The sequence below is a fragment of the Nocardioides secundeburneus genome (assembly GCF_039939255.1).
GTDB lineage: Bacteria > Actinomycetota > Actinomycetes > Propionibacteriales > Nocardioidaceae > Nocardioides.
In genome coordinates this window covers 406,933-429,693 of sequence record NZ_JBDUUE010000003.1, presented here as the reverse complement: position 1 = coordinate 429,693, position 22,761 = coordinate 406,933, and the positions used below count along the sequence as shown (strand labels likewise).

19 protein-coding genes are annotated in these 22,761 nt (G+C 71.2%); 3 read left to right on the top strand and 16 right to left on the bottom strand.

Translation table 11 applies throughout. The features are described 5' to 3' along the window. Positions 1–24: 24 nt before the first annotated feature. From arc to ABFT23_RS10225, 4 genes are all read right to left on the bottom strand, one after another. Positions 25–1,779 (bottom strand): proteasome ATPase, encoded by a 1,755-nt coding sequence (gene arc / locus ABFT23_RS10240; RefSeq protein WP_347894811.1) that lies wholly within the window; start codon positions 1,777–1,779, stop codon positions 25–27. A 107-nt stretch (positions 1,780–1,886) separates the two neighbouring features. Beyond that, entirely contained in the window at positions 1,887–2,624 is a 738-nt protein-coding gene (locus ABFT23_RS10235; RefSeq protein ID WP_347894810.1) for a glutamine amidotransferase, read from the bottom strand. Then, complete coding sequence (locus tag ABFT23_RS10230; protein WP_457623252.1) at positions 2,621–3,586, bottom strand: tRNA (adenine-N1)-methyltransferase; 966 nt, start codon at positions 3,584–3,586, stop codon at positions 2,621–2,623. The genes ABFT23_RS10235 and ABFT23_RS10230 overlap by 4 nt, the downstream gene beginning before the upstream one ends. A 27-nt stretch (positions 3,587–3,613) precedes the next feature. After that, the gene (locus ABFT23_RS10225) at positions 3,614–4,594 is read right to left on the bottom strand and encodes a M50 family metallopeptidase (protein WP_347894809.1); all 981 of its coding nucleotides are present in this window, start codon (positions 4,592–4,594) and stop codon (positions 3,614–3,616) included. Between the two features lie 63 nt (positions 4,595–4,657). Between ABFT23_RS10225 and ABFT23_RS10220 the strand changes: the two genes are divergently transcribed. Further along, positions 4,658–5,635, top strand: a complete 978-nt coding sequence (locus ABFT23_RS10220) for a RecB family exonuclease (protein ID WP_347894808.1) — start codon at positions 4,658–4,660, stop codon at positions 5,633–5,635. Here the strand turns inward: ABFT23_RS10220 and ABFT23_RS10215 are convergent. From ABFT23_RS10215 to metH, 7 genes are all read right to left on the bottom strand, one after another. Continuing rightward, complete coding sequence (locus ABFT23_RS10215; RefSeq protein WP_347894806.1) at positions 5,557–6,930, bottom strand: ABC transporter ATP-binding protein; 1,374 nt, start codon at positions 6,928–6,930, stop codon at positions 5,557–5,559. The two genes, ABFT23_RS10220 and ABFT23_RS10215, sit on opposite strands and share 79 nt — an antisense overlap. Further along, positions 6,914–7,984: an ABC transporter ATP-binding protein gene (locus ABFT23_RS10210; RefSeq protein WP_347894805.1), complete on the bottom strand. Its 1,071-nt coding sequence runs from the start codon at positions 7,982–7,984 to the stop codon at positions 6,914–6,916. The genes ABFT23_RS10215 and ABFT23_RS10210 overlap by 17 nt, the downstream gene beginning before the upstream one ends. After that, a complete protein-coding gene (locus ABFT23_RS10205; protein ID WP_347894804.1) occupies positions 7,981–8,973 on the bottom strand; it encodes an ABC transporter permease in 993 nt (330 codons plus the stop codon). The genes ABFT23_RS10210 and ABFT23_RS10205 overlap by 4 nt, the downstream gene beginning before the upstream one ends. Further along, a complete protein-coding gene (locus tag ABFT23_RS10200; RefSeq protein WP_347894803.1) occupies positions 8,973–9,998 on the bottom strand; it encodes an ABC transporter permease in 1,026 nt (341 codons plus the stop codon). The genes ABFT23_RS10205 and ABFT23_RS10200 overlap by 1 nt, the downstream gene beginning before the upstream one ends. Before the next feature lie 126 nt (positions 9,999–10,124). Then, a complete protein-coding gene (locus ABFT23_RS10195) occupies positions 10,125–11,726 on the bottom strand; it encodes an ABC transporter substrate-binding protein (RefSeq protein WP_347894801.1) in 1,602 nt (533 codons plus the stop codon). A 247-nt stretch (positions 11,727–11,973) separates the two neighbouring features. Then, positions 11,974–12,657: an HAD family hydrolase gene (locus ABFT23_RS10190; protein WP_347894800.1), complete on the bottom strand. Its 684-nt coding sequence runs from the start codon at positions 12,655–12,657 to the stop codon at positions 11,974–11,976. Beyond that, positions 12,657–16,322, bottom strand: coding sequence for a methionine synthase (gene metH, locus ABFT23_RS10185; protein ID WP_457623305.1), 3,666 nt, complete (start codon positions 16,320–16,322; stop codon positions 12,657–12,659). Before metH ends, ABFT23_RS10190 begins: the two co-directional genes overlap by 1 nt. Before the next feature lie 203 nt (positions 16,323–16,525). On the opposite strand from metH, the gene ABFT23_RS10180 reads away from it, so the two are divergent. Continuing rightward, positions 16,526–17,395, top strand: a complete 870-nt coding sequence (locus ABFT23_RS10180) for a PAC2 family protein (RefSeq protein ID WP_347894797.1) — start codon at positions 16,526–16,528, stop codon at positions 17,393–17,395. Between the two features lie 12 nt (positions 17,396–17,407). On the opposite strand, the gene mshC is transcribed toward ABFT23_RS10180, so the two are convergent. From mshC to ABFT23_RS10160, 4 genes are read right to left on the bottom strand one after another with little or no spacing between them, the layout of a single operon-like run. Next, positions 17,408–18,652 carry a cysteine--1-D-myo-inosityl 2-amino-2-deoxy-alpha-D-glucopyranoside ligase gene (mshC, locus tag ABFT23_RS10175; RefSeq protein ID WP_347894796.1) on the bottom strand — a complete coding sequence of 415 codons (1,245 nt, stop codon included), beginning with the start codon at positions 18,650–18,652 and terminating at the stop codon, positions 17,408–17,410. 57 nt (positions 18,653–18,709) lie between these two features. After that, the gene (locus tag ABFT23_RS10170) at positions 18,710–19,456 is read right to left on the bottom strand and encodes an SCO1664 family protein (RefSeq protein ID WP_347894794.1); all 747 of its coding nucleotides are present in this window, start codon (positions 19,454–19,456) and stop codon (positions 18,710–18,712) included. Positions 19,457–19,477: 21 nt separating this feature from the next. After that, positions 19,478–20,059: a DUF3090 domain-containing protein gene (locus tag ABFT23_RS10165; RefSeq protein ID WP_347894792.1), complete on the bottom strand. Its 582-nt coding sequence runs from the start codon at positions 20,057–20,059 to the stop codon at positions 19,478–19,480. Positions 20,060–20,071: 12 nt separating this feature from the next. After that, positions 20,072–20,842, bottom strand: coding sequence for a histidine phosphatase family protein (locus tag ABFT23_RS10160; RefSeq protein ID WP_347894790.1), 771 nt, complete (start codon positions 20,840–20,842; stop codon positions 20,072–20,074). Positions 20,843–20,874: 32 nt separating this feature from the next. On the opposite strand from ABFT23_RS10160, the gene corA reads away from it, so the two are divergent. Continuing rightward, complete coding sequence (gene corA, locus ABFT23_RS10155) at positions 20,875–21,864, top strand: magnesium/cobalt transporter CorA (RefSeq protein ID WP_347894788.1); 990 nt, start codon at positions 20,875–20,877, stop codon at positions 21,862–21,864. 1 nt (position 21,865) lies between these two features. Here the strand turns inward: corA and ABFT23_RS10150 are convergent, their stop codons facing one another. Continuing rightward, positions 21,866–22,696, bottom strand: a complete 831-nt coding sequence (locus ABFT23_RS10150; protein ID WP_347894787.1) for an undecaprenyl-diphosphate phosphatase — start codon at positions 22,694–22,696, stop codon at positions 21,866–21,868. Positions 22,697–22,761: the final 65 nt, after the last annotated feature.

Genomic DNA, 22,761 nt, shown 5'->3' with positions numbered 1-22,761 from the left:
GGTGCGCCGGCGCGGGTCGTCGTCCTACAGGTACTGGCCGGTGTTGGAGACGGTGTCGATGGAGCGACCCGGCTCGGTGCCCTGCTTGCCGGTGATGAGCGTGCGGATGAACACGATCCGCTCGCCCTTCTTGCCCGAGATGCGGGCCCAGTCGTCGGGGTTGGTGGTGTTGGGGAGGTCCTCGTTCTCCTTGAACTCGTCGACGCACGCCTGGAGCAGGTGCGAGACGCGGAGGCCGCGCTGCTGGTGGTCGAGGAGGTCCTTGATCGCCATCTTCTTGGCCCGGTCGACGATGTTCTGGATCATCGCGCCGGAGTTGAAGTCCTTGAAGTACAGGACCTCCTTGTCGCCGTTGGCGTAGGTGACCTCGAGGAAGCGGTTCTCCTCGGTCTCGGTGTACATGCGCTCGACGGTGGCCTGGATCATCCCCGCCACGCAGGCCTCGGCGGAGCCGCCGAACTCGGCGAGGTCGTCGGCGTGCAGCGGCAGCGTGGTGGTGAGGTACTTGCTGAAGATGTCGCGCGCGCCCTCGGCGTCGGGGCGCTCGATCTTGATCTTCACGTCGAGCCGGCCGGGCCGCAGGATCGCGGGATCGATCATGTCCTCGCGGTTGGAGGCGCCGATGACCAGCACGTTCTCGAGGGTCTCGACACCGTCGATCTCGCTGAGCAGCTGCGGCACGATGGTGTTCTCGACGTCGGAGGAGACGCCCGAACCGCGGGTGCGGAACAGGGAGTCCATCTCGTCGAAGAACACGATGACGGGGGTGCCCTCGCTGGCCTTCTCCCGAGCGCGCTGGAAGACGAGGCGGATGTGCCGCTCGGTCTCGCCGACGTACTTGTTGAGCAGCTCGGGGCCCTTGATGTTCAGGAAGTAGCTCTTGCCCTCGGCACCGGTCTTGGCGGCGACCTTCTTGGCCAGGCTGTTGGCCACGGCCTTGGCGATGAGGGTCTTGCCGCAGCCCGGAGGTCCGTAGAGGAGCACGCCCTTGGGCGGCTTGAGCTCGTGCTCGACGAACAGCTCGGGGTGCAGGTAGGGCAGCTCGACGGCGTCCTGGATGGTCTCGATCTGGTTGAACAGGCCACCGATGTCGGAGTAGTCGATGTCGGGGACCTCCTCGAGCACGAGCTCCTCGACCTCGGACTTGGGCACCCGCTCGTAGACGTAGCCGGCCCGCGAGTCGAGCAGCAGCGAGTCGCCGGCGCGGAGCGTGACCTCGCGCAACGGCTCGGCGAGCCGGACGACGCGCTCCTCGTCGGCGTTGGCGATGACCAGGACGCGCTCGCCGTCGGCGAGGAGCTCCTTGAACATCACGACCTCGCCGACCTGCTCGAACTGCATCGCGCCGACGACGTTGAGGGCCTCGTTGAGCATGACCTCCTGGCCACGGCGCAGCTCGCCGACGTCGACGCCGGGGCTCACGTTGACCCGCAGCTTGCGCCCGCCGGTGAAGACGTCGACCGAGTCGTCGTCGTTGCGGGCCAGGAAGGTGCCGAAGCCGGCCGGCGGCTGGGCCAGCCGGTCGACCTCTTCCTTCAGCTTCGTGATCTGGTCACGCGCCTCGCGCAGCGTCTGCGCCAGGCGCTCGTTCTGCGAGGTCACCGCCGCCAGCGACCGCTGCGTGTCGGCGAGCCTCAGCTCGAGCCCGCGCGAGGAGACCGGACCGTCGGAGAGCCGCCGTCGGAGGTCGCCCACCTCGGCCTCGAGGAAGCGCACCTGCGCGACCAGCTCGTCGTTGCTCCGTCCGTTGGATCCGCCCGTGGCAGAACCGTCACCCATGCTCGACATTCGGATCACCTCCTGTCCTGTCGACCTTACCCATGCCCACGTCGGGGCGCCCTCGCCGTTCGGACGGTGTCGATCACATTTGTGTGACGGAGAAGGGCTCAGCGGGCGTAGCGGGCGGCGAAGTTGCGCAGCAACGTCATCGGGTGCCGGACGTCGACCGCGGCGCCGGCGTCGCGCAGCGTCTGCGCCGAGGCCGGGTCGAAGTAGCCGTAGGTGGCGTAGGTGTCGATGCGGGTGTGCAGCCCGGCCAGGTCGAGCTCGGGGTGGAACTGGGTGGCGTAGACGTGCTCGCCGACCCGGAACGCCTGCACCGGGCACGCGGTCGACGTCGCCAGGACGACGACGTGCGGCGGTACCGTCGACAGGGCCTCCTTGTGCCCGCCGTAGGCGGCGAAGTCGCGCGGCACGCCGGCGAGCAACGGGTCGGCCGCACCGGCCCCGGTGAGCGTGACCGACAGCGGGCCCACCGGCTCGGGGTAGGTCTTGTCGACGACCCCGCCCTGGTGGCTGCCGAGCGTGCCGACGCCGTAGCAGGCGCCGAGGAAGGGGTGGTCGGCCGCGACGACGGCGTCGAGGATCGGGATCAGGTCGGCCTCGGCGCGCACCTGGGCCGGGGACTTCGCCGCGGCGTCGTCGGAGACGGTGAAGGAGCCGCCGCCCAGCAGCACGCCCGACCACCGGTCGAGACCGCCGGCCACGTCGGAGACGTCGTCGACGCCGAGCAGCCGGCGCGGGAGGTCGTCGACGTCGACGCCGAGGAACCGGGCGAACGCCGCGTGCTCGTCGTCGGCCGCGGCCGGCTCGGCCCGGATCGACAGGAGCAGGAACGGCCTCACCCGCCGTCGGCCGCCGGCTCGACCGGCTCGACCGGGACGCCATCGGGGCGCGGCCCGGTGTAGTCGGGCCCGTAGGCGCCCGGCGCCGGACGACGCTTCTTCATCGGCGCCCTCTGACCGGGTGCCATGCGGCGCGCGGTGACCAGGAAAGCGGTGTGCCCGATCATCGAGTGCCCGGGCCGGACGGCGAGGCCCTCGACGTGCCAGTCGCGCACGAGCGACTCCCACGACTGCGGCTCGGCGAAGCCGCCGTGCACGCGCACGGTCTCGACGAAGCGCGACAGCTGGGTGGTCGTGGCGACGTAGGCGCACACGATGCCGCCGGGCCGCAGCGCGTCGGCGGCGGCGTCGAGGCAGTCCCAGGGGGCGAGCATGTCGAGGATGATCCGGTCGCACCGCTCCCCCGAGGCCGGCAGCGCCTCGGCGAGGTCGCCGAGCGTCAGGTTCCAGGCCGGGTGGTCGCCGCCGAAGAACTGCGTGACGTTGCGGCGGGCGACGTCGGCGAACTCCTCGCGCCGCTCGTACGACGAGACGCGTCCGTGCGGGCCGACGGCGCGCAGCAGGGAGCAGGTGAGGGCGCCCGAGCCGACGCCGGCCTCCACGACCTCCGCGCCGGGGAAGATGTCGGCCATCGCGACGATCTGGGCGGCGTCCTTGGGGTAGACGACGGCGGCCCCGCGCGGCATCGAGACCACGAACTCCGACAGCAGCGGCCGGAAGACGAGGTACTCGCCGCCGGACGACGCCGTGACGGTGAACCCCTCCTCGCGACCGATCATCTCGTCGTGCTCGACGTGCCCGCGGTTGGAGAAGAACCGCTTGCCGGCCTCGAGCGGCAGGTTGTGCCGTCGTCCCTTGGCGTCGACCAGGCGCACCCACTCGCCCTCGCGCAGCGGACCTCGGTGCACGCCGGACCAGGCCTGCTGTGGGACGTCGGGGGTCTGCTCGTCGATCTCGGACACGCGCGGGAATCTACTGGCTTCGGGCGGTCAGGGCCGCTTCCGCACGGCGTCGAACGCACCGCTGTGCTCGACGTCGGACAGCCGCAGCGTGCCCGTCGGGACGCCGTCGGCGTCGACGACGACCAGCACCGCGTCGGTGCCCGGCTCGTCGTCCTGGACGACGAGCAGCACGTCGTCGGCCGACACGGGCCCGGTCACCCGGCGTGCACCCGGCACGACCGGGCCGGTCAGCGGCCGCACGAGGTGGGACACGTCGGTGCCCGCGAGTCGCTCGCGCACGCGCGACGACGTCAGCTGCGCCTCGGAGGCGAGCCAGATCATGGCCGCGAGCAGGCCGGCGACGAGCCACACCGTCAGCCGCGGCGGCCGGGTGCTGGCGACTGCCCAGGCCAGGACGACGGCCAGCACCGCCCCGGCCGTGACGCGTCCGACCCACGCCGAGACGACGGCGCCGCGGTGGCGTGAGCCGGCGACACGCCACGCCCAGGCGTGCACGAGCCGGCCGCCGTCGAGGGGCGGCGCCGGCAGCAGGTCCAGCAGTCCGATGAGCAGGTTCGCCAGCACGAGCGCCTCGAGCACCAGCGCCACGACACCGGGGCCGATCGCGATCCGGGCGACCAGGGCGAGCAGGCCCACCGCCAGGGAGAGCACCGGCCCGGCGGCCGCGATCCGGGCGAGCTCGGCGGGCGTCGTCGCCCGGCCGCGGACCTGGGTGCGGCCACCGCCGGCGCTGATCCGGATCCACGCGACGTCGCGTCCGTGACGGCGCGCCACGACGGCGTGGGCCGCCTCGTGCGCCAGCGCGGCGAGGTAGACCGCGGCGCCCACGGCGACCCCGGCCAGCACGGCGGCCCCGCCGAGCTCGGGGACGAGGTCGCGCGCCCGCGGGGCGAACGCGACCGCGATCACCGCAATGACGAGCAGGCACGAGGCCGAGACCTGCACGGGCGTGCCGGCGACCCGGCCCAGGCGGACGCTCCACGGCGGGAGGTCCGAGGTGGTGGGCACGCCGCGAGCCTACGAGCGCCCCGCCGCGGCGTCAGTGTCGGTGCCCGCCCCTACCCTGGGCGCATGAGCGTGCAGGAGGCACCCACCGAGCGCGTCGGCACCCCCGTCGACGGCGTCGAGGTGCTGGCCGCGCTCTCGCCGAGCCGGGCGGCCGACTTCACCTCCTGCCCGCTGCTCTACCGCTTCCGCACCGTCGACGGGCTGCCCGAGCCACCGTCGCCCGAGGCCACCCGGGGCACGCTGGTGCACACGGTCCTCGAGCGGCTCTTCGACCTGCCCGCCGACGAGCGCACCCCCGAGGCCGCCGACGCGCTCCTCGCCCCCGCCTGGGAGGAGCTGCTCGTCCGCTCGCCCGAGACCGGGCTGATGTTCGCCGAGCACGACGAGGCGGGCGAGCCGCGCGACGCACCCGAGGTCGCCGACTGGCTCGCCTCGTGCCACGAGGTGCTGGGTCGCTACTTCGACCTGGAGGACCCGCGCCGCCTCGAGCCGGCCGAGCGCGAGGTCTACGTGGAGACGCTGCTCGAGTCCCGGCTGCTCCTGCGCGGCTTCGTCGACCGGCTCGACGTCGCGCCCGACGGCGCCGTGCGCGTCGTCGACTACAAGACCGGCAAGTCGCCCGGCGAGCGCTACGAGCGCGACGCCCTGTTCCAGCTGAAGTTCTACGCGCTCGCCCTGTGGCGCACGCGCGGCGGCCCGCCGCCGGCCCTGCGGCTGGTCTACCTGGGCAACGGCGAGCTGCTCACCTACCAGCCCGATGAGGCCGACCTGCTCGCGACCGAGCGGCGGGTCGAGGCCGTGTGGCGCGCGATCACCTACGCCGAGCAGACCGGCGACTGGCAGCCCCGCCGCTCGAGCCGGTGCGGGTGGTGCGCCCACCGGGCGATCTGTCCCGCCTGGGGTGGCACTCCCCCGCCGCTGCCCGAGGCTCGCTCGTCCGCAGCCGACCCCCTCCCACCGGCTCAGCCGGCCGAGCCTCCAGCTCCGCCCGTGTCGGCATCGTCGGAGTCGACGTCGGATTCGGAGTCGTCGGCGTCGTAGAGCACGCAGGCGACGTCCACCACGCCGTGACGCCGCAGCGCCGGGTCGACGCCGTCGTGGAAGTCCACGCGCACGTGTCGTCCGTCGTTCTCGATCTGGCGCACTCCGGCCCAGAGGGGCTCGTCGGGGTTCTCGCCGCGGATCCGCTCGAGCAGGCGCAGGGTGGCCTCCGGGTCCTTGCCGCCCAGCGTGATCGAGGTACCGGGGGTGTCGAGCCGGTCGAGGTCGCCGACGAGGGCCCGCTCGCGATCGTAGTTGGCCGCCCCCCGTGTCCAGTGCTGGTCGAGCAGGACGCGCAGGTCACGGGTCTCCCACCCGCAGGAGGCGACGGCCTGGTCGCACCGCGGGTGGAACGAGCACCCGAGCGGGGGCTCGGCGGCGTCGGGGATCTCCCCGCGGGGCAGGTCGCGCGGCACCGTGCGGGTCGGGTCGGGCTCGGGGATCGCCTTGAGCAGCGCCTGCGTGTAGGGGTGCCGGGGGTTGGCGAAGATGTCCGCGGTGGGGCCGATCTCGACGATGCGGCCGAGATACATGATGGCGATGCGGTCGCAGAAGTACTTCGCGCTCGCGAGGTCGTGGGTGATGTAGAGGTAGGAGAGCCCGAGGTCCTGCTTCAGGTCGAGCATCAGCTGCAGGATCTTGGCTCGTACGCTCATGTCGAGCATCGAGATCGGCTCGTCGGCCACGAGCACCTCCGGGCCGAGGATGATCGCGCGGGCGATCACGGCCCGTTGCTTCTGCCCGCCGGACAGGTCCGAGGGGTACTTCGAGGCGAACCGCTCGACCGGCGCCAGCCCCACCCGCTCCAGGGTCTCGTGCACGCGACGGCGCAGCTCGGCCCCCGAGGCGAGCTTGTGGATCACGAGGGGGTGGCCGACGGCCTCCTCGATGGTCATCGAGGGGTTGAGGGCGGCGCTGGGGTCCTGGAAGACCATCTGCAGGTCGGTGCGCAGGCGGCGGAGCTCGCGGCCTCGCATCCGCGCGACCTCGCGCGGGCCGCCGGCGGAGTGGTAGGTGATCTGCCCGCCGGTGGCGGGGACCAACCCGAGGAGAGCACGGCCGAGGGTCGTCTTGCCGCTGCCGGACTCGCCGACCACACCGAGCACCTCGCCCCGACGCAGCTCCACGCTCACGCCGTCGAGCGCCTTGACCGTCCGTGAGCGCAGGCCGAGCAGGCGGGAGAGCGCGCCACCCTGCAGCTGGTAGTGCACCTCGAGCCCCGACGTCTCGATGACGGTCTCCGGACGGGTACCACCGGCGTCGGCCGGTCCGTCGCTGTCAGGCTTCGTCAGCAAGGGCGATCTCCTCCTTGTCCAGGGGCGCACGATCGGCGTCGTCGAGGCGCGTGCCGTGGCGGACCTCGGACGCCCAGCACGCGACCGTCGCACCGCCCTCCACCGTGCGGGGGGTGGGTTCGGTGGTCGTGCAGATGGCCATCGCGTCCGGGCACCGGGGGTGGAAGTGGCATCCGGACGGCGGGTCGGTCAGGTCGGGCGGCGCCCCCTCGATGTAGTTGAGGCCGGTCGTGGACAGCGAGATGGTCGAGCGCAGCAGCTCACGGGTGTAGCTGTGCTCGGGACGGGCGAAGACCTGGCGCGACGGACCGATCTCGACGATCTTGCCGGCGTACATCACCGCGACCCGGTCGCAGGCCTCGGCGACGATGCCGAGGTTGTGGGTGATGAGGAGCAGCGAGGTGTCGTAGGTCTCGCGCAGGTCGTGGAGGATGCGGATGATCTGGGCCTCGACGAGCACGTCGAGTGCGGTGGTGGGCTCGTCGGCGACGACGAACGCCGGTCGCAGCACGAGCGCCAACGCGATCATCAGCCGCTGGCGCATGCCGCCGGAGAACTCGTGCGGGAAAGCCCGGAACCGCGTGGGCGGGATGCCCATGACCCGCAGCGCCTCGAGGGAGCGGTCCTCGACGTCGTGCTTGTCGATGCCTGGTTCGTGGGTGCGCAGCGTCTCGGCGAAGTGGTCGGAGATCCGCATCATCGGGTTGAGCCGGGTCAGCGGCTCCTGGAAGATCATGCCGAGCTGGCTGCCGCGCATGCGGTACTGCTCGCGCTTCTTCAGGCTCAGCATGTCCTTGCCTCGGAAGCGGAGCGCGCCGTCGCGGGCGGCCCCGGGTGGGAGCAGCCCGAGCAGGCCGCGCCCGAGCGTCGACTTGCCGCAGCCCGACTCGCCGACGAGGCCGAGGATCTCGCCCGGCTGCAGCTCGAAGCTGACGCCGTCGACGGCGCGCACCGGCCCGCGGTCGGTGCCGTACCAGACCCGGAGGTCCTCGGCGGCCAGGACCGGCTCGCGGTCGCCGGCGGGCCCGACGTCGTCGAGCACGAGGTCGCTCATCGTGACTTCTCCTCGGAACGGGGCGGCAGGACCACCTTGCGGAGCCGGCGGCGCCGCAGGGTCGGGTTGAGGGTCTCGTTGAGTCCCTCGCCGACGAGGGTGAGGGCGGTGACCAGCAGGATGATCGCGAGACCCGGCCACAGCGCGGGGCTGACGTCACCGGCGCCGACGTTGTCGAGCGCCCGGCTCAGGTCGTAGCCCCACTCCGATGCCTCGGTGGGCTGGATGCCGAAGCCGAGGAAACCGAGGGCGGCCAGGGTGCCGAGCGCATCAGCGGCGTTGAGCGTGCCGATCACCGGCACCGACTGCACGACGTTGCCGAACAGGTACTTGCGCATCACCGTGCGTGGCGGTGCGCCGATCGCCTTGGCGGCCTCGACGTAGGTGGCCTCGCGGGCCGAGACGGTGGTGTTGCGCACGACGCGGAAGTACTGCGGGATGTAGATCGCCGTCAGGGACAGCGCAGCGGCGAAGATGCCGCCGCCGAGGGCGTCGCGGAGCAGGAAGGAGAAGACGATCGCGAGCAGCAGCGACGGGAACGAGTACAGCGCGTCCATGAGGAACACGGTGATGCGGTCGAACCAGCCGCCGACGTAGCCGGAGACCAGGCCGAGGGGGACGCCCACGACCGTGGAGATCACGACCGAGAGCACCACGACCGTGACGGCCGTCCGCGCACCCCACACGACCCGGGAGTAGATGTCGAAGAACTGGTCGTTGGTGCCGAGGAGGTGGTCTCCGCCGGGTGCGGCGCTCTTGGGGAAGTCTCCGCCGGCGTCGCGGACCTGGTCGTAGCCGTAGGGCGCGATCCAGGGTGCGAAGAGCGCGAACATCACGAACACGACTGTGATGACGACGCCGACGAGCAGGATCCAGCGCGCGAGGCCCTTCGTCTGCCAGATCGTGCGCACGAAGCGCGGCGTCCGGGAGCGGCGGGCGCGGCGGGGCACCGTCGCGGCGTCGACGGGTCCGTGGGTGGTCTCGGCCATCAGTACCTCACTCGGGGGTCGACGAGTGCGTTGAGGACGTCGACGACGACGCTGACGACGACGACGGCGAGCGCGAAGAAGGTGACCAGGCCCTGGACCGCGACGTAGTCGCGATCGGTCACGTAGGTGACCAGCTCGGTACCGAGGCCGGGCCAGTTGAACGTCCGCTCGGTGAGGATCGCGCCGGAGAGCGTCAGGGCGAACTGGAGACCGATCACCGTGATGACCGGCACGAGGGCGTTGCGGAAGGCGTGCTTGCGCACCACCCGGCGCTCGGGGATGCCGCGAGCGCGTGCCGCCTCGACGTAGTCGTCGCCGAGCGTACGGATGACGTTGATGCGCACCAGCCGGATGATGACGCCGGACAGCAGCAGCCCGAGGGTGAAGCACGGCAGCACGTGGTGCTGCAGGACGTCGACCGTCGAGACCGAGTCGTTGGCCAGGATCGAGTCGACGAGCAGGATCTTGGTCTTCTCCGGCACGTAGTACAGCGTCTCGGAGTCGGCGATGCCGTCGGTCGGCCAGCTCGGGAAGTACTTCAGCACCAGCAGCACCAGCATGATGCCGACCCAGAAGATGGGAGCGGCGTAGCTGACGACGCCGAAGATCCGGATGCCGGCGTCGATCGGGGTGTCGCGTCGTCGTCCGGCGATGCGGCCGAGGGGGACGCCGATCAGCACGGCGAACAGGAACGCCCCGATGGTCAGGGTGAGCGTGGCCCCGCCCTGGGTCTGGATGATGTCGAGCACGTCGCGGTTGTCGAGCGTCTGGCCGAAGTCGAGTCGGGCAGCGTCACCCAGGTAGTCGAGGTACTGCACGATCAACGGCCGGTCGAGTCCGAGCTGGGCCCGTCTGGCATCGAGCTGGTCCTCGTTGAGACGGTCGCCGAAGGCTGCGGTGACCGGGTCGCCCGGAGCGACGCGGAGCAGCAGGAACACCATCGTCAGCAGCACCCACATCATGGGGACGACGAGCAGCAACCTGACGAGGATGTAGCGGGGAAGCGACCCGGACGCGGCGCTCATGTTCCTCCTGGCATGGTCGGCGGCGCGACGAGGTCGCGCTGCCCGGGACCGGGTGCGGCGCCCACGGGTCGTGGAGGCCGCACCCGGCTGGAACGGTCGCGGACGGCATGGTGCCGCCCGCGCACGTCACTCGTTCTTGCTGATCTCCCAGAAGCGGAAGATGTAGGTCGGGTCGAGCGTCTCCTGGACGCCCTCCATCGCGCTGGTCGCGACGGCGACGTTCTGGCCGTTCCACGACGGGATCAGCGGGACGTCCTCGGCGACGATGTCCTGGATCTGGCCGAGGATCTCGTTGCGGGCCGTCTCGTCGGTCTCGCCGACCTCCTGGTCGAGGAGCTGGTTGACCTCCGGGTTGGAGTAGCCGTTCTCGTAGAAGCCGCCGTCGCGGACGAACGGGCTCAGGTAGTTGTCGGCGTCGAGGAAGTCGGGGTACCAGCCGAGGATGAACAGGTCGTACTGACCCTCCTTGTACGCGGTCTGGTACTGCTCCCACTCCAGGTCGTCGAGCTGGACGTCGAACACGCCGCTGGAGTTGAGCTGGTCGCGCAGCTCCTGCGCCTCGTCGACGGCGTTCGGCCCGTAGTGGGTCGGGGTGTAGCCGAGGGTGATCTTCACCGGCGTCTGGACGCCGGCCTCGTCGAGGATCGCCTTGGCGGCGTCGGCCGACGGCTCACCGTAGGACTCGAAGGAGTCCTTCTGCCCGGCGAAGCCCGGCGGCACGATCGACAGGGCGGGCTCGACGGTGCCGTCGTAGGCGCGCTCGGCGATGGCGTCGCGGTCGATGATCTGGGCGGCGGCCTGGCGGACGGCGACGTCCTTGCCCGCCTTGTCGAAGTTGAGCTGCCACACCCAGTAGCGGAACTCGGAGCCCTCGCCGCGCAGCACCTCGACGTCGCCCTCCTCCTCGAGGGAGGACAGGTCGGTCGGGCTCAGCGTGCGGTAGGCGATGTCGACCTGCTCGGAGGAGATCGCGGTGCGCAGCGGCGCCGGGTCGTTGTAGTAGCGCACGAAGACCGTCTCGGTCTGCGGCGCCCGGTCGCCGGAGTACTCCGGGTTGGCCTTGAGCACCGCCTGCTGGCCGTTCTCGAACTGGTCGAGGGTGTAGGGGCCCGAACCGATGACGTCGGCGTCGTCGACGATCGCGTCGGCCGGGAACGAGTCCTCGTCGACGATGGAGGCCGTCGCGGTGGCCAGCACCTTGGTGAACGTGGCGTCGGGCTTGTTCAGGTTGAACACGACCGTCGTGTCGTCGGGCGTCTCGATGGCGCCGTCGGCCAGGGCCTGGGCCTCCGCGTCGCCGTTGCTGATCGAGCCGAGGAGCACCGACGAGCCGTTGGGGTCGTTGATGGCCAGGTTGCGCTCGAACGAGAACAGCACGTCGGAGGAGGTCAGGTCGTTGCCGTTGGAGAACTTCAGGCCCTCGCGCAGCGTGCACGTGACCGTCTGAGGGTCGTCGTACTCGCAGCTCTCGGCGGCGTCGCCGACCGGCTCGTCGGCCCCGGCCGGGATCGCCAGGAGCTGCTCGAAGATGGCGTACTGCATGTTCCACGACCCGAAGTCGTAGGAGCCGGCGGGGTCCATCGCGGTGACCGACTCGGTGGTGCCGAGCGTGTAGGTGCCGCTCGCGCTGCCGCCGTCGCCCTCACCGCTACCGCTGCCGCCGTTGCCGCCGCCGCTGCTGTCGCTGTCGCGCTCGCCGTCGCCGCAGGCCGCGAGGGAGATGATCAAGGTCGCGGCGCCTGCCAGTGACAGGACCTTCCGAAGTGGCGTCACGTTGGGTGTACCTCCGAGGATGTGGGCAGAACGCCGTGAACCTACTCGTCGGTCGCCATGGCCGCCACCCTCACCACGCCGGGTCAGGTCGCGATTGCGCAACGATGTCCGTCGTCGTCGGGCCCGCGGCCGGACATCGCACGTCCAGCACGTCCGCACGCCGGGGGTTGTCCGGCTCGCCACCGGCCGGCAGCAACGTGCGTCAGACCGGTCCGACGAGCAGGTCGTCGGAGGTCAGGCCCGTCAGGGACGTCGCGAACGTGCGCCGCTCCCCCGGCTCGACCGGCACGTGGTGCGGGACGACGACCACGGCGCAGCCCGCCGCGACCGCCGACCGCGTTCCGGTCTCGCTGTCCTCGACGGCCACGCAGTCGCGGGCGTCGACGCCGAGCAGCTCGGCGGCGCGCAGGTAGGGCTCGGGGTCGGGCTTGCCGCGGCTGACCTGTTCTCCGGTGACGATCACCTCGAACGTGCCGCCGTCGAGGTGCTCGAGGATCGGGGCGACGAATCGCTGGTACGACATCGTGACCAGCGCACAGCGGACGCCGTGCACGCGCAGGTCGGCGAGCAGCTCGCGGGCCCCGGGGCGCCACGGCACCGACTCGCGGACCTTCGCCACGACGCCGTCGAGCAGGTACTCGACGATCTCCTCGGGCTGGAGCGGGCACGGCATGTGCTCGCGGATGAAGCGTCCCGAGGCCAGCAGGTCGCTGCCCACGAGCTGCATCGCGCGCTCGTCGTCCCAGGTACCGCCGTGCTCCTCGGCGAGGGCGTGCTCGGTGGCGATCCAGTAGGGCTCGGTGTCGACGAGCGTGCCGTCCATGTCCCACAGGACGGCGGCCGGACGGCGTCCGGCGGACGGTCCGGCGGTCGGGTCGTCGGTCATCAGTCCTCGGGCTCGTAGCCGAGGTTGGGCGAGAGCCACCTCTCGGCCTCGGCGAGGGTCCAGCCCTTGCGCTCGGCGTAGGAGGCGACCTGGTCGCGGCCGAGGCGGCCGACGACGAAGTACTGCGACTGCGGGTGGCTGAAGTACCAGCCCGAGACCGACGCGCCGGGCCACATGGCCATCGACTCGGTGAGGGTGATGCCGGTGGCGGCCTCGACGTCGAGGAGGTCCCACAGGGTGAGCTTCTCGGTGTGGTCGGGGCACGCCGGGTAGCCCGGGGCCGGGCGGATGCCGGTGTACTTCTCGGCGATCAGCTCGGCGTTGCTCAGCGTCTCGTCGGCGACGTGGCCCCAGAACTCGGTGCGCACGCGCTGGTGCAGACGCTCGGCGAAGGCCTCGGCGAGGCGGTCGGCCAGCGACTCGAGCAGGATCGCGGAGTAGTCGTCGAGGTCGTCCTTGAACGCCTTGACCCGCTCGGGCAGGCCGATGCCGGCCGTGACGGCGAAGCCGCCGACGTGGTCGGCCAGACCGCTGTCGCGCGGGGCGACGAAGTCGGCGAGCGACTTGTGCGCCACGCCGTCGCGGTGCTCGCCCTGCTGGCGCAGGTGGTGCAGCGTCGCGCGGACCTCGGTGCGGCTCTCGTCGGTGAAGACGAGCGTGTCGTCGCCCTTGCCCTCGGCCGGCAGGAACCCGTAGACGCCCTTCGCGGTCACCCACTTCTCGGCGATCATCGTGTCGAGCATGGTCTGCGCGTCGTCGTAGAGCTTGCGCGCGGCCTCGCCGTGGGTGGGGCTGTTGAGGATGTCGGGGAACTTGCCCTTCATCTCCCAGGCGTTGAAGAACGGCTGCCAGTCGATGTAGTCGCGCAGCTCGGCGAGGTCGTAGTCGTCGAGCACGTGGACGCCGCTCTGCCGCGGCACGGGCGGGGTGTACGCCGTCCAGTCGATCGGCGTGGCGTCGGCGCGCGCGGTCTCGTAGGGCACCAGCTTGCGGTCGCCCTTCTGCGCGTGGCGGGCGCGGAGGGCGTCGTAGTCGGTCTTGACGCCGGCCATCAGCTCGGCGCGCTTCGTCTCGTGCAGCAGCGCGGCCGCCGTGGGCACCGAGCGGGAGGCGTCCTTGACCCACACGACGGGGCCCTCGTAGCGCGGGTCGACCTTGACCGCGGTGTGGGCCCGCGAGGTCGTGGCCCCACCGATGAGCAGCGGGATGGTGTGGCCCTGGCGCTGCATCTCGGTGGCGAGCGTGACCATCTCGTCGAGGGACGGCGTGATCAGGCCGGACAGGCCGATGATGTCGGCCTCGTGCTCGATCGCTGCGTCGAGGATCTTCTGCGCGGGCACCATAACGCCGAGGTCGATGACCTCGTAGTTGTTGCACTGGAGCACGACGCCGACGATGTTCTTGCCGATGTCGTGTACGTCGCCCTTGACCGTGGCCATGACGATGGTGCCGTTGGTGTCCTTCGCGGCGGCGAGGGAGGGGTCGTTGGCCTTCTCCTCCTCGATGAAGGGGATCAGGTAGGCGACGGCCTTCTTCATCACCCGCGCCGACTTCACCACCTGCGGCAGGAACATCTTGCCGGCGCCGAAGAGGTCGCCGACGACGTTCATGCCGTCCATGAGCGGGCCCTCGATGACCTCGATGGGGCGCCCGCCCCGGTCGGCGATCTCCTGGCGGAGCAGCTCGGTGTCGGACTCGACGTGGGCGTCGATGCCCTTGACCAGCGCGTGGGTGATGCGCTCGCCGACGGGCAGCTCGCGCCACTCCTCGGTGACCGCCTCGGCCTCCGCCCCCTTCTTGTTGTGCGCCTCGGCGATCTCGAGCAACCGCTCGGCGGCGTCGGGGCGACGGTTGAGCACGACGTCCTCGATACGCTCGCGCAGCTCGGGCTCGACGGCGTCGTAGGGCACGAGCGCACCGGCGTTGACGATGCCCATGTCGAGGCCGGCCTCGATCGCGTGGTAGAGGAACACCGCGTGGATGGCCTCGCGCACGGGGTTGTTGCCCCGGAACGAGAAGCTCACGTTGGAGATGCCGCCGGAGATCTTGGCGCCCGGCAGGTTGGCCTTGATCCAGCGCGCGGCCTCGATGAAGTCGACGCCGTACGCGGCGTGCTCCTCGATGCCCGTGGCGACGGCGAACACGTTGGGGTCGAAGATGATGTCCTCGGCCGGGAAGCCGACCTCGTCGACCAGCACCCGGTAGGCGCGCTCGCAGATCTGCTTGCGCCGCTCGAGGTTGTCGGCCTGGCCGTCCTCGTCGAAGGCCATGACAACGGCCGCGGCGCCGTACTTCTTGACCAGCGTGGCCTGCTCGCGGAACTTCTCCTCGCCCTCCTTGAGGGAGATGGAATTGACGATGGCCTTGCCCTGCACGTTCTTCAGGCCGGCCTCGATCACCTCGAACTTCGAGGAGTCGACCATGATCGGCACCCGGCTGATGTCGGGCTCGGAGGCGATCAGCTTGGTGAAGCGGTCCATGGCCGCGACGCCGTCGATCATGCCCTCGTCCATGTTGACGTCGATGACCTGCGCGCCGTTCTCGACCTGCTGGAGCGCGACGGCGAGCGCGGTGTCGTAGTCGCCGTCCTTGATCAGGTTGCGGAAGCGCGCCGAGCCGGTGATGTTGGTGCGCTCGCCGACGTTGACGAACAGGCTGTCGTCGTCGATGGTGAACGGCTCGAGGCCCGAGAGCCGCATGGCGGGGGCGATGGTCGGCACGTCGCGGCGCGACTTGTCGGCCACGGCGCCGGCGATGGCCTTGATGTGGTCGGGCGTGGTGCCGCAGCAGCCGCCGGCCAGGTTGAGGAAGCCGGCCTCGGCGAACTCGGCCACCATGGCCGCGGTCTCGTCGGGCGCCTCGTCGTACTCGCCGAAGGCGTTGGGCAGCCCGGCGTTGGGGTAGCAGGAGACGAAGGTGTCGGCCACCCGGCTCATCTCGGCGATGTAGGGCCGCATCTCCTTGGCCCCGAGCGCGCAGTTGAGTCCGATCGCGAGCGGCCGGGCGTGGCGGACGGAGTCCCAGAAGGCCTCGGTGACCTGGCCCGACAGCGTGCGGCCGGAGGCGTCGGTGATGGTGCCGGAGATGATGATCGGCCACCGGCGTCCGCGCTGCTCGAAGAGCGTCTCGACGGCGAAGATCGCCGCCTTGGCGTTGAGGGTGTCGAAGATCGTCTCGATGAAGATCAGGTCGGAGCCGCCGTCGACGAGGCCGCTGGCGGCCTCGAGGTAGGCCTCGACGAGGTCGTCCCACGACACGTTGCGGGCGCCGGGGTCGTTGACGTCGGGGCTGATGGACGCCGTGCGCGTCGTCGGACCGAGGGCACCGCCGACGTAGCGCCGCACACCGGTCTCGGCCTCCACCTCGTCGGCGACCCGGCGCGCCAGCGCGGCGGCCTCGTGGTTGAGCTCGTAGGCGAGCTCGGCCATGTCGTAGTCGCTCAGCGAGACCTTGTTGGCGTTGAACGTGTTGGTCTCGATGACGTCGGCGCCGGCCTCGAGGTACTCGCGGTGGATGCCGGCGATGATGTCGGGCTGGGTCAGGGTGAGGAGGTCGTTGTTGCCCTGCAGGTCGCTCGGCCAGTCGGCGAACCGCTCGCCCCGGTAGCCCGCCTCGGACGGCCGGTCGCGCTGGATCGCGGTGCCCATGGCGCCGTCGAGCACCATGATCCGCTCGCGCAGCAGGGCGGTCAGCTCGTCGGTGGCGTCGGGGCGCAGGTCGGGCAACAGATCTCCTCGGGGTGTCTCCGTCGAGCCTAGGAACCGGTGTCCGGCGGCTGGACGGCGTTCTCAAATCGTGACACCGCGGCGGGGCGCGGCGAAATCGTGGACGGTCACGTCAACACCGGAGGCACGGATAGGCTTCCTGGGTGATCGAGATCGACGAGATGCCCGACCTGGTGGACCCCCTGGTCATCGCCGCGTTCGAGGGCTGGAACGACGCCGCCGACGCCGCCTCCTCGGTCATCGACCACCTCATGGACGTCTGGAACGCGCGCGTGGTCGGAGCGATCGACCCCGAGGAGTTCTACGACTTCCAGGTCAACCGGCCGAGCGTCGGCACCGACGACAACGGGCACCGCCGTCTCACCTGGCCGACCACCCAGATCGCGGTCGCCTCTCCCCCCGACCTCGACCGCGACATCGTGCTCATCCGTGGCATCGAGCCCAACATGCGCTGGCGCCAGTTCTGCGCCGAGCTGCTCGCGGCCTGCGACGAGCTCGGCGGCGAGCTCGTGGTCACCCTCGGCGCACTGCTGGCCGACACCCCGCACACGCGGCCGATCCCGGTCACCGGCACCGCCACCGAGCCCGAGCTCGTCGACCGGCTCAAGCTCGAGCAGTCGACCTACGAGGGACCCACCGGCATCGTCGGCGTCTTCCAGGACGCCTGCGTCCGTCTCGACGTCCCGGCCGTGTCCTACTGGGCCGCGGTGCCGCACTACGTCGCGCAACCGCCGTGTCCCAAGGCCACGCTCGCGCTCCTCGGCCAGCTGGAGGACCTCCTCGAGGTCTCCATCCCGCTCGGCGACCTGCCGGAGGACGCCCGCGCCTGGGAGCGTGGCGTCGACGAGCTCGCCGAGGAGGACGAGGACGTCGCCGACTACGTCCGCTCGCTCGAGGAGACCCGCGACACCGCCGACCTCCCCGAGGCCTCCGGCGAGGCCATCGCGCGCGAGTTCGAGCGCTACCTCAAGCGGCGCGGCGACCAGGACCCCGGGTCGCCGCCGAACCCCTGACCCGCCCGCAGGTCAGAGCGTGAGGCCGAGCGCGGCGTCGAGGACGGCGAGCACCGCGGCGGCCGCGTCGGCGTCGGTGGTGTCGGCCAGGCCCTCGGTGCCGAGGGTGGCGCCGACCCAGGCGTCGACCGCGGCGACGGCGCGCGGGGCGTCGAGGTCGTCGGCGAGGGCCGCGAGCACCTCGGTGACGACGGGCGCGGCCTCGGCACCGGCGCCGAGCGCGACGGCCTTGCGCCAGCGGGCGAGGTCGTCGACGGCGTCGAAGAGCTCGGCGTCGGTCCACTCCCAGTCGGCCCGGAAGTGGTGGCGCAGGAGCGCCAGCCGGATCGCCATCGGATCGATGTCACTGTTGCGCAGGGCCGAGACGAAGACCAGGTTGCCGCGCGACTTCGACATCTTCTCGCCGTCGTAGCCGACCATGCCGGCGTGGCTGTAGACCTGTGCGAAGGGGGTGCCGGGCTCGGCGACCTGCGCGTGGCCGGCGCACATCTCGTGGTGCGGGAACACCAGGTCGCTGCCGCCGCCCTGCACCTCGAAGGCCCCGCCGAGGTGGTGCCGGGCGATGGCCGCACACTCGATGTGCCAACCGGGCCGGCCCGGGCCGAACGGGCTCGGCCACGACGGCTCGCCCTCGCGCTCGCCGCGCCACACGACGCAGTCGAGCGGGTCGCGCTTGCCTTCGCGGTCGGGGTCTCCCCCGCGCTCGCCGAAGAAGCGCAGCATGGTGTCACGGTCGTAGCCGGACTCGTCGCCGAAGGCGGGGTCGGCGGAGACGGAGAAGTAGAGGTCGGTCTCGACGCGGTAGATCGCCCCGGCCTTGTCGAGCACCTCGATCAGCTCGACGGCGAGCGGGATCGACTCGACGGCGCCGACGTAGTGCTGCGGCGGGAGCACGCGCAACGCCTGCATGTCCTGGCGGAACAGCTCGGTCTCGCGCTCGGCGAGCTCGACCCAGTCGACCTTGACCTTGGTCGCGCGCTCGAGCAGCGGGTCGTCGACGTCGGTGACGTTCTGCACGAAGTGGACGTCGTGCCCGGCGTTGCGCCAGGCGCGGTGCAGCAGGTCGAAGCCCACGTAGGTCGCGGCGTGCCCGAGGTGCGTGGCGTCGTAGGGCGTGATGCCGCAGACGTAGAGCCGGGCGGGCGCACCGTCGGCCGGGGTCGGGGTGATCCGCTCACCCGACGCGGTGTCGTGGAGCGAGACCGGCGGAGCCGTCACGGGCAGGGACGGGACCTCCGGGGCCGACCAGGAACGCATGAGCCGAACTGTAGTGACTCACTGGTCCCGCGACGGCCCCAGGGCGAGCTGTCGCCCTCAGAACGGCGGCCACGGGATCGGCGGGTACTCGCCGCGCCGTGGCATCGGCATCACCCCGCGGTCGAGCAGGCGGCGGCAGCGGCGCGCGAACGTGTCGATCTCCAGGTCGGTGAGGTGGTCGGCGAGCGTGTCGCCCAGCGCGCCGCCGAGCGCCGCGAGCACCCGCTCGACGCCGGCGACGTGCTCGTCGTCGAGCGCGTAGCCGTGCCAGCCCCACAGCACGGTGCGCAGCTTCGGCTCGTGGTGGAAGGTGAGGCCGTGGTCGACGCCGTAGCGGTGACCGTCGGCCATCTCGAGCACGTGGCCGCCCTTGCGGTCGGCGTTGTTGGTGATCACGTCGAAGACGGCCATGCGGCGCAGGGCCGCGTCGTCCTCGTGCACGAGGGTGACCTCGCGGTCCTGGTCGTCGATGCCCTCGAAGACGGCGAGCATGCCGTCGGGCACCGTGCCGCTGCGCACCAGCGTGACGGCGTCCTGCCCGGGATCGGGCTCCTGCCACTCCTGGAGCATGCCGGGGCCGTGCGGGCCGTCGCCCATCCACGTGCGCGGGACGACGTCCCAGCCGGTCGCGACGGAGACCTCGTAGGCGGCGACCTCGCGGTCGGCGAGCGTGCCGTCGGGGAAGTCCCACAACGGCTTCTCGCCGCGCACCGGCTTGTAGACGACGGTCACGCCGTCGAGCTCGCCGACGAACGTCGCGTTGGAGGCGGGCATGACGCGCCCGCGCAGCTCGAGCTCACCCATGACGTCGACTCGTGGACGAGGTCAGGGCGCCTGCGGGTCGCGGCGCCGGAACCCGTTGGCGCGCACGCACAGGTGGCCGTCGGGGTCGATCGGGTTGCCGCAGAACGGGCAGCTGGGCCGTCCGGCCTCGAGCACCTGCTCGGCACGCTGCACGAACGACCGCGCCGTCGCGGCCGTGATGCGAACCAGGAAGACCTCCTCCGGCTCGGGCTCCTCGAAGTCCTCGTCGACCTGGTCGGGCGTGACGATCGCGGCCTCGGTGTAGGGGAAGACCTCGATGACGACGCGCTCGTCCGAGGGGTCCCACGACAGGGTCATGGTGCCGGCGCGGAACTCCTCCTCGATCGGTTGCTCGAGGGGGGCGGAGTCCTCGAGGCCGAGCGGCGCGACGGCCGGCACGACGCCCGAGGTCTGCGTCGCCATCACCTCGTCGAGCAGTTCGTCGACGCGTTCGGCGAGCGCGGCCACCTGCTGCTTCTCGATCGCGATGGACGTGACGCGCGTGCCCGTGCGGGCCTGCAGGAAGAAGGTGCGAGCCCCGGGCTCGCCGACCGTGCCGGTGACGAAGCGTTCCGGCGGGTCGAAGGCGTGCATGATCGGCATGGTCTCTCCACCCTAGGGGTGCACCGAAGGGCCCGCGCCACCCCCGACGGGTGCGTCGTCGGACGCCGTCGTGGTAGCCCTCGTGCCGGTGCCCTGACCGGTGCCCTTGCGTGATCGGGTCTTCTTGGCCGGCGGTGGCTTGAGCCACGACAGGTCGCCGCCGTGGGTGTTGGAGGCGAGCACGTAGGGGCGGGTGCCGGTGTAGCGGATGATCGAGACCGAGGCCGGGTCGACGTTGATGCGCTGGAATAGGTCGAGGTGCATGCCGAGCGCGTCGGCCAGCACGGACTTGATGATGTCGCCGTGGCTGACCGCCACCCAGACCGCGTGCGGGCCGTGCTCGGCCTCGATCGCGGCGTCGTGACGTCGGACGGCGGCGACCGAGCGCGCCTGCATCGTGGCCATCGACTCACCGCCGGGGAAGGCCGCGGCCGACGGCTGCGACTGCACCACCTTCCACAGCGGTTCCTTGGCGAGCTCGCGCAGCGGCCGGCCCTGCCACTCGCCGTAGTCGCACTCGCTGATGCCCTTCTCGCTGCTGATCCGCAGCGTGGGCTCGGCGAGCCGGTCACGGGCGTCGAGCAGCGCCTTCGCGGTCTGCTTGCACCGCTCGAGCGGGCTGCTCACGATGCCGGCCAGCGGGACGACGGCGAGCCGCTCGCCCGTCCGTCGGGCCTGCTCGGTGCCGACGTCGTCGAGCCGGACGCCGGGGAGGCGGCCGGCGAGGGTGCCGGAGGCGTTGGCCGTCGTCCGGCCGTGTCGCACGAGGATCACGGTTGCCACGATCCGGAGCCTACGAGGTCTAGCCTCACAGGGTGATCGTCGACAGCGCCGTCTACCGCGGCGGCCACCGCGTCCTCGTCGACTGCCACAGCCACGACTACGCGGCCCTGCGCGCGGCCGCCGTGGCCGACGACGACGAGCACGCCTTCGTCTGGGTGGGTCTCTACCAGCCGAGCGAGATGGAGCTCGGCGAGGTCGCCGAGGCGTTCGGGCTGCACAAGCTCGCCGTCGAGGACGCGTTCAAGGCCCACCAGCGGCCCAAGCTCGAGCAGTACGACGACAGCCTCTTCTTCACCCTCAAGACGCTCTGGTACGTCGACGACGACGACGCCGTCGAGACCGGCGAGATCAACATGTTCGTCGGCGACGACTTCGTCGTCACCGTCCGCCACGGTCGCGGCGGCCAGCTGCAGAGCGCGCGCCGCTACCTCGAGGAGTCGGCGCACGTGCTGACGCACGGCCCCTCGGCCGTCGTCTACGCCGTGTGCGACGTCGTCGTCGACGCCTACCTCGGCGTCGTGGAGGACCTCCAGGTCGACGTCGACGAGGTGGAGGCGTCGGTGTTCTCGACCGAGCGCACCCGCGACTCCGCCCGCATCTACACGCTCAAGCGCGAGATCTCCGAGGTGCGCCGCGCCGTCCTGCCGCTGCGCGAGCCGATGCGGCGCCTGTCCTCGGGGCTCGTGCCGCAGGTCGACGTGCAGACCGCGCCGTTCTTCCGCGACGTCGTCAGCCACCTCAACCAGGCCGCCGAGGTCGTCGACACCCTCGACACGCTGCTCTCGTCGGCGTTCGACGCCCACCTGGCCGCGATCTCGGTGCAGCAGAACGACGACATGCGCAAGATCTCCGCCGGCGCCGCGATCGTCGTCGTCCCGACGCTCATCGCCGGCGTCTACGGGATGAACTTCACCCACATGCCCGAGCTCGAGTGGCGGTTCGGCTATGCCTACGCGCTCGGGCTCATGGCCGCCACGTCGGGGCTGCTGCTGTGGTTCTTCAAGAAGTCCGGGTGGTTGTAGCTCAGCCGTGGGCGACGAGCACACCCGTGCCGAGCAGCACGAACGTGGCCACGCCGAGGGCGACGCGGTAGAGCACGAACGGTGTGAACGAGCGCGTGGAGACGTAGCGCAGCAGCCAGGCGATCGCGGCGTAGCCGACCACGAACGACACGACGGTGCCGACGATGGTCGGCCCCCAGCCGTAGGGGTTGGACTCCTCGCCGATCTTGCGCAGCTCGAAGAGGCCGGCGCCGACGACGGCGGGGATGGCGAGCAGGAAGGCGAACCGCGTGGCCGACTCGCGGTCGTAGCCCAGAGCACGCCCCATCGACAGCGTCGCGCCGGAGCGCGACACGCCGGGCACCAGCGCCATCGCCTGGGCACCGCCCATCAGGACGGCGTCGCGCAGGGTGACGTGCTTGAGGTCCTTGTCGGTGCGCCCGAGACGGTCGGCGACGCCGAGCACGACGCCGAGCACGACCAGGGTCGTCGCGATCACCCACAGGTTGCGGAAGTCGTCGCGGATGACGCTCTGCAGCGCCACGCCGAGCAGCACGATCGGCAGCGACCCGATGATGATGAACCACCCCATGCGGGCGTCGATGTGACCACGCAGCTCGGGCTTGACCAGCGAGCGGAGCCACATCGAGGCGATGCGCCAGATGTCCTTGCGGAAGTAGAGCAGCACCGCCACCTCGGTGCCGATCTGCACCACGGCGGTGAAGGAGGCGCCGGGGTCCTCCCAGCCGAACAGCTGGGGGTAGATCGCCAGGTGGGCGCTGCTGGAGATGGGCAGGAACTCCGTGAGCCCCTGGATGACGCCGAGCACGACGGCCTGCAGCACCTCCCACACGACAACGAACGGTAGTGCCCACGACCGCGTGCCCCCGCATCGACACCGTGCGCGGTCGACTAGGT

What these genes read in the sequence shown, in the direction of transcription:
- ABFT23_RS10170 (WP_347894794.1), bottom strand. Translation starts at nt 19,456, where the DNA reads ATGGGTGAGCTCGAGCTGCGCGGGCGCGTCATGCCCGCCTCCAACGCG.
- metH (WP_457623305.1), bottom strand. Translation starts at nt 16,322, where the DNA reads ATGGTGCTCGACGGCGCCATGGGCACCGCGATCCAGCGCGACCGGCCG.
- ABFT23_RS10210 (WP_347894805.1), bottom strand. Translation starts at nt 7,984, where the DNA reads ATGAGCGACCTCGTGCTCGACGACGTCGGGCCCGCCGGCGACCGCGAG.
- ABFT23_RS10190 (WP_347894800.1), bottom strand. Translation starts at nt 12,657, where the DNA reads ATGACCGACGACCCGACCGCCGGACCGTCCGCCGGACGCCGTCCGGCC.
- ABFT23_RS10220 (WP_347894808.1), top strand. Translation starts at nt 4,658, where the DNA reads ATGAGCGTGCAGGAGGCACCCACCGAGCGCGTCGGCACCCCCGTCGAC.
- ABFT23_RS10205 (WP_347894804.1), bottom strand. Translation starts at nt 8,973, where the DNA reads ATGGCCGAGACCACCCACGGACCCGTCGACGCCGCGACGGTGCCCCGC.
- mshC (WP_347894796.1), bottom strand. Translation starts at nt 18,652, where the DNA reads ATGCGTTCCTGGTCGGCCCCGGAGGTCCCGTCCCTGCCCGTGACGGCT.
- ABFT23_RS10200 (WP_347894803.1), bottom strand. Translation starts at nt 9,998, where the DNA reads ATGAGCGCCGCGTCCGGGTCGCTTCCCCGCTACATCCTCGTCAGGTTG.
- arc (WP_347894811.1), bottom strand. Translation starts at nt 1,779, where the DNA reads ATGGGTGACGGTTCTGCCACGGGCGGATCCAACGGACGGAGCAACGAC.
- ABFT23_RS10165 (WP_347894792.1), bottom strand. Translation starts at nt 20,059, where the DNA reads ATGCCGATCATGCACGCCTTCGACCCGCCGGAACGCTTCGTCACCGGC.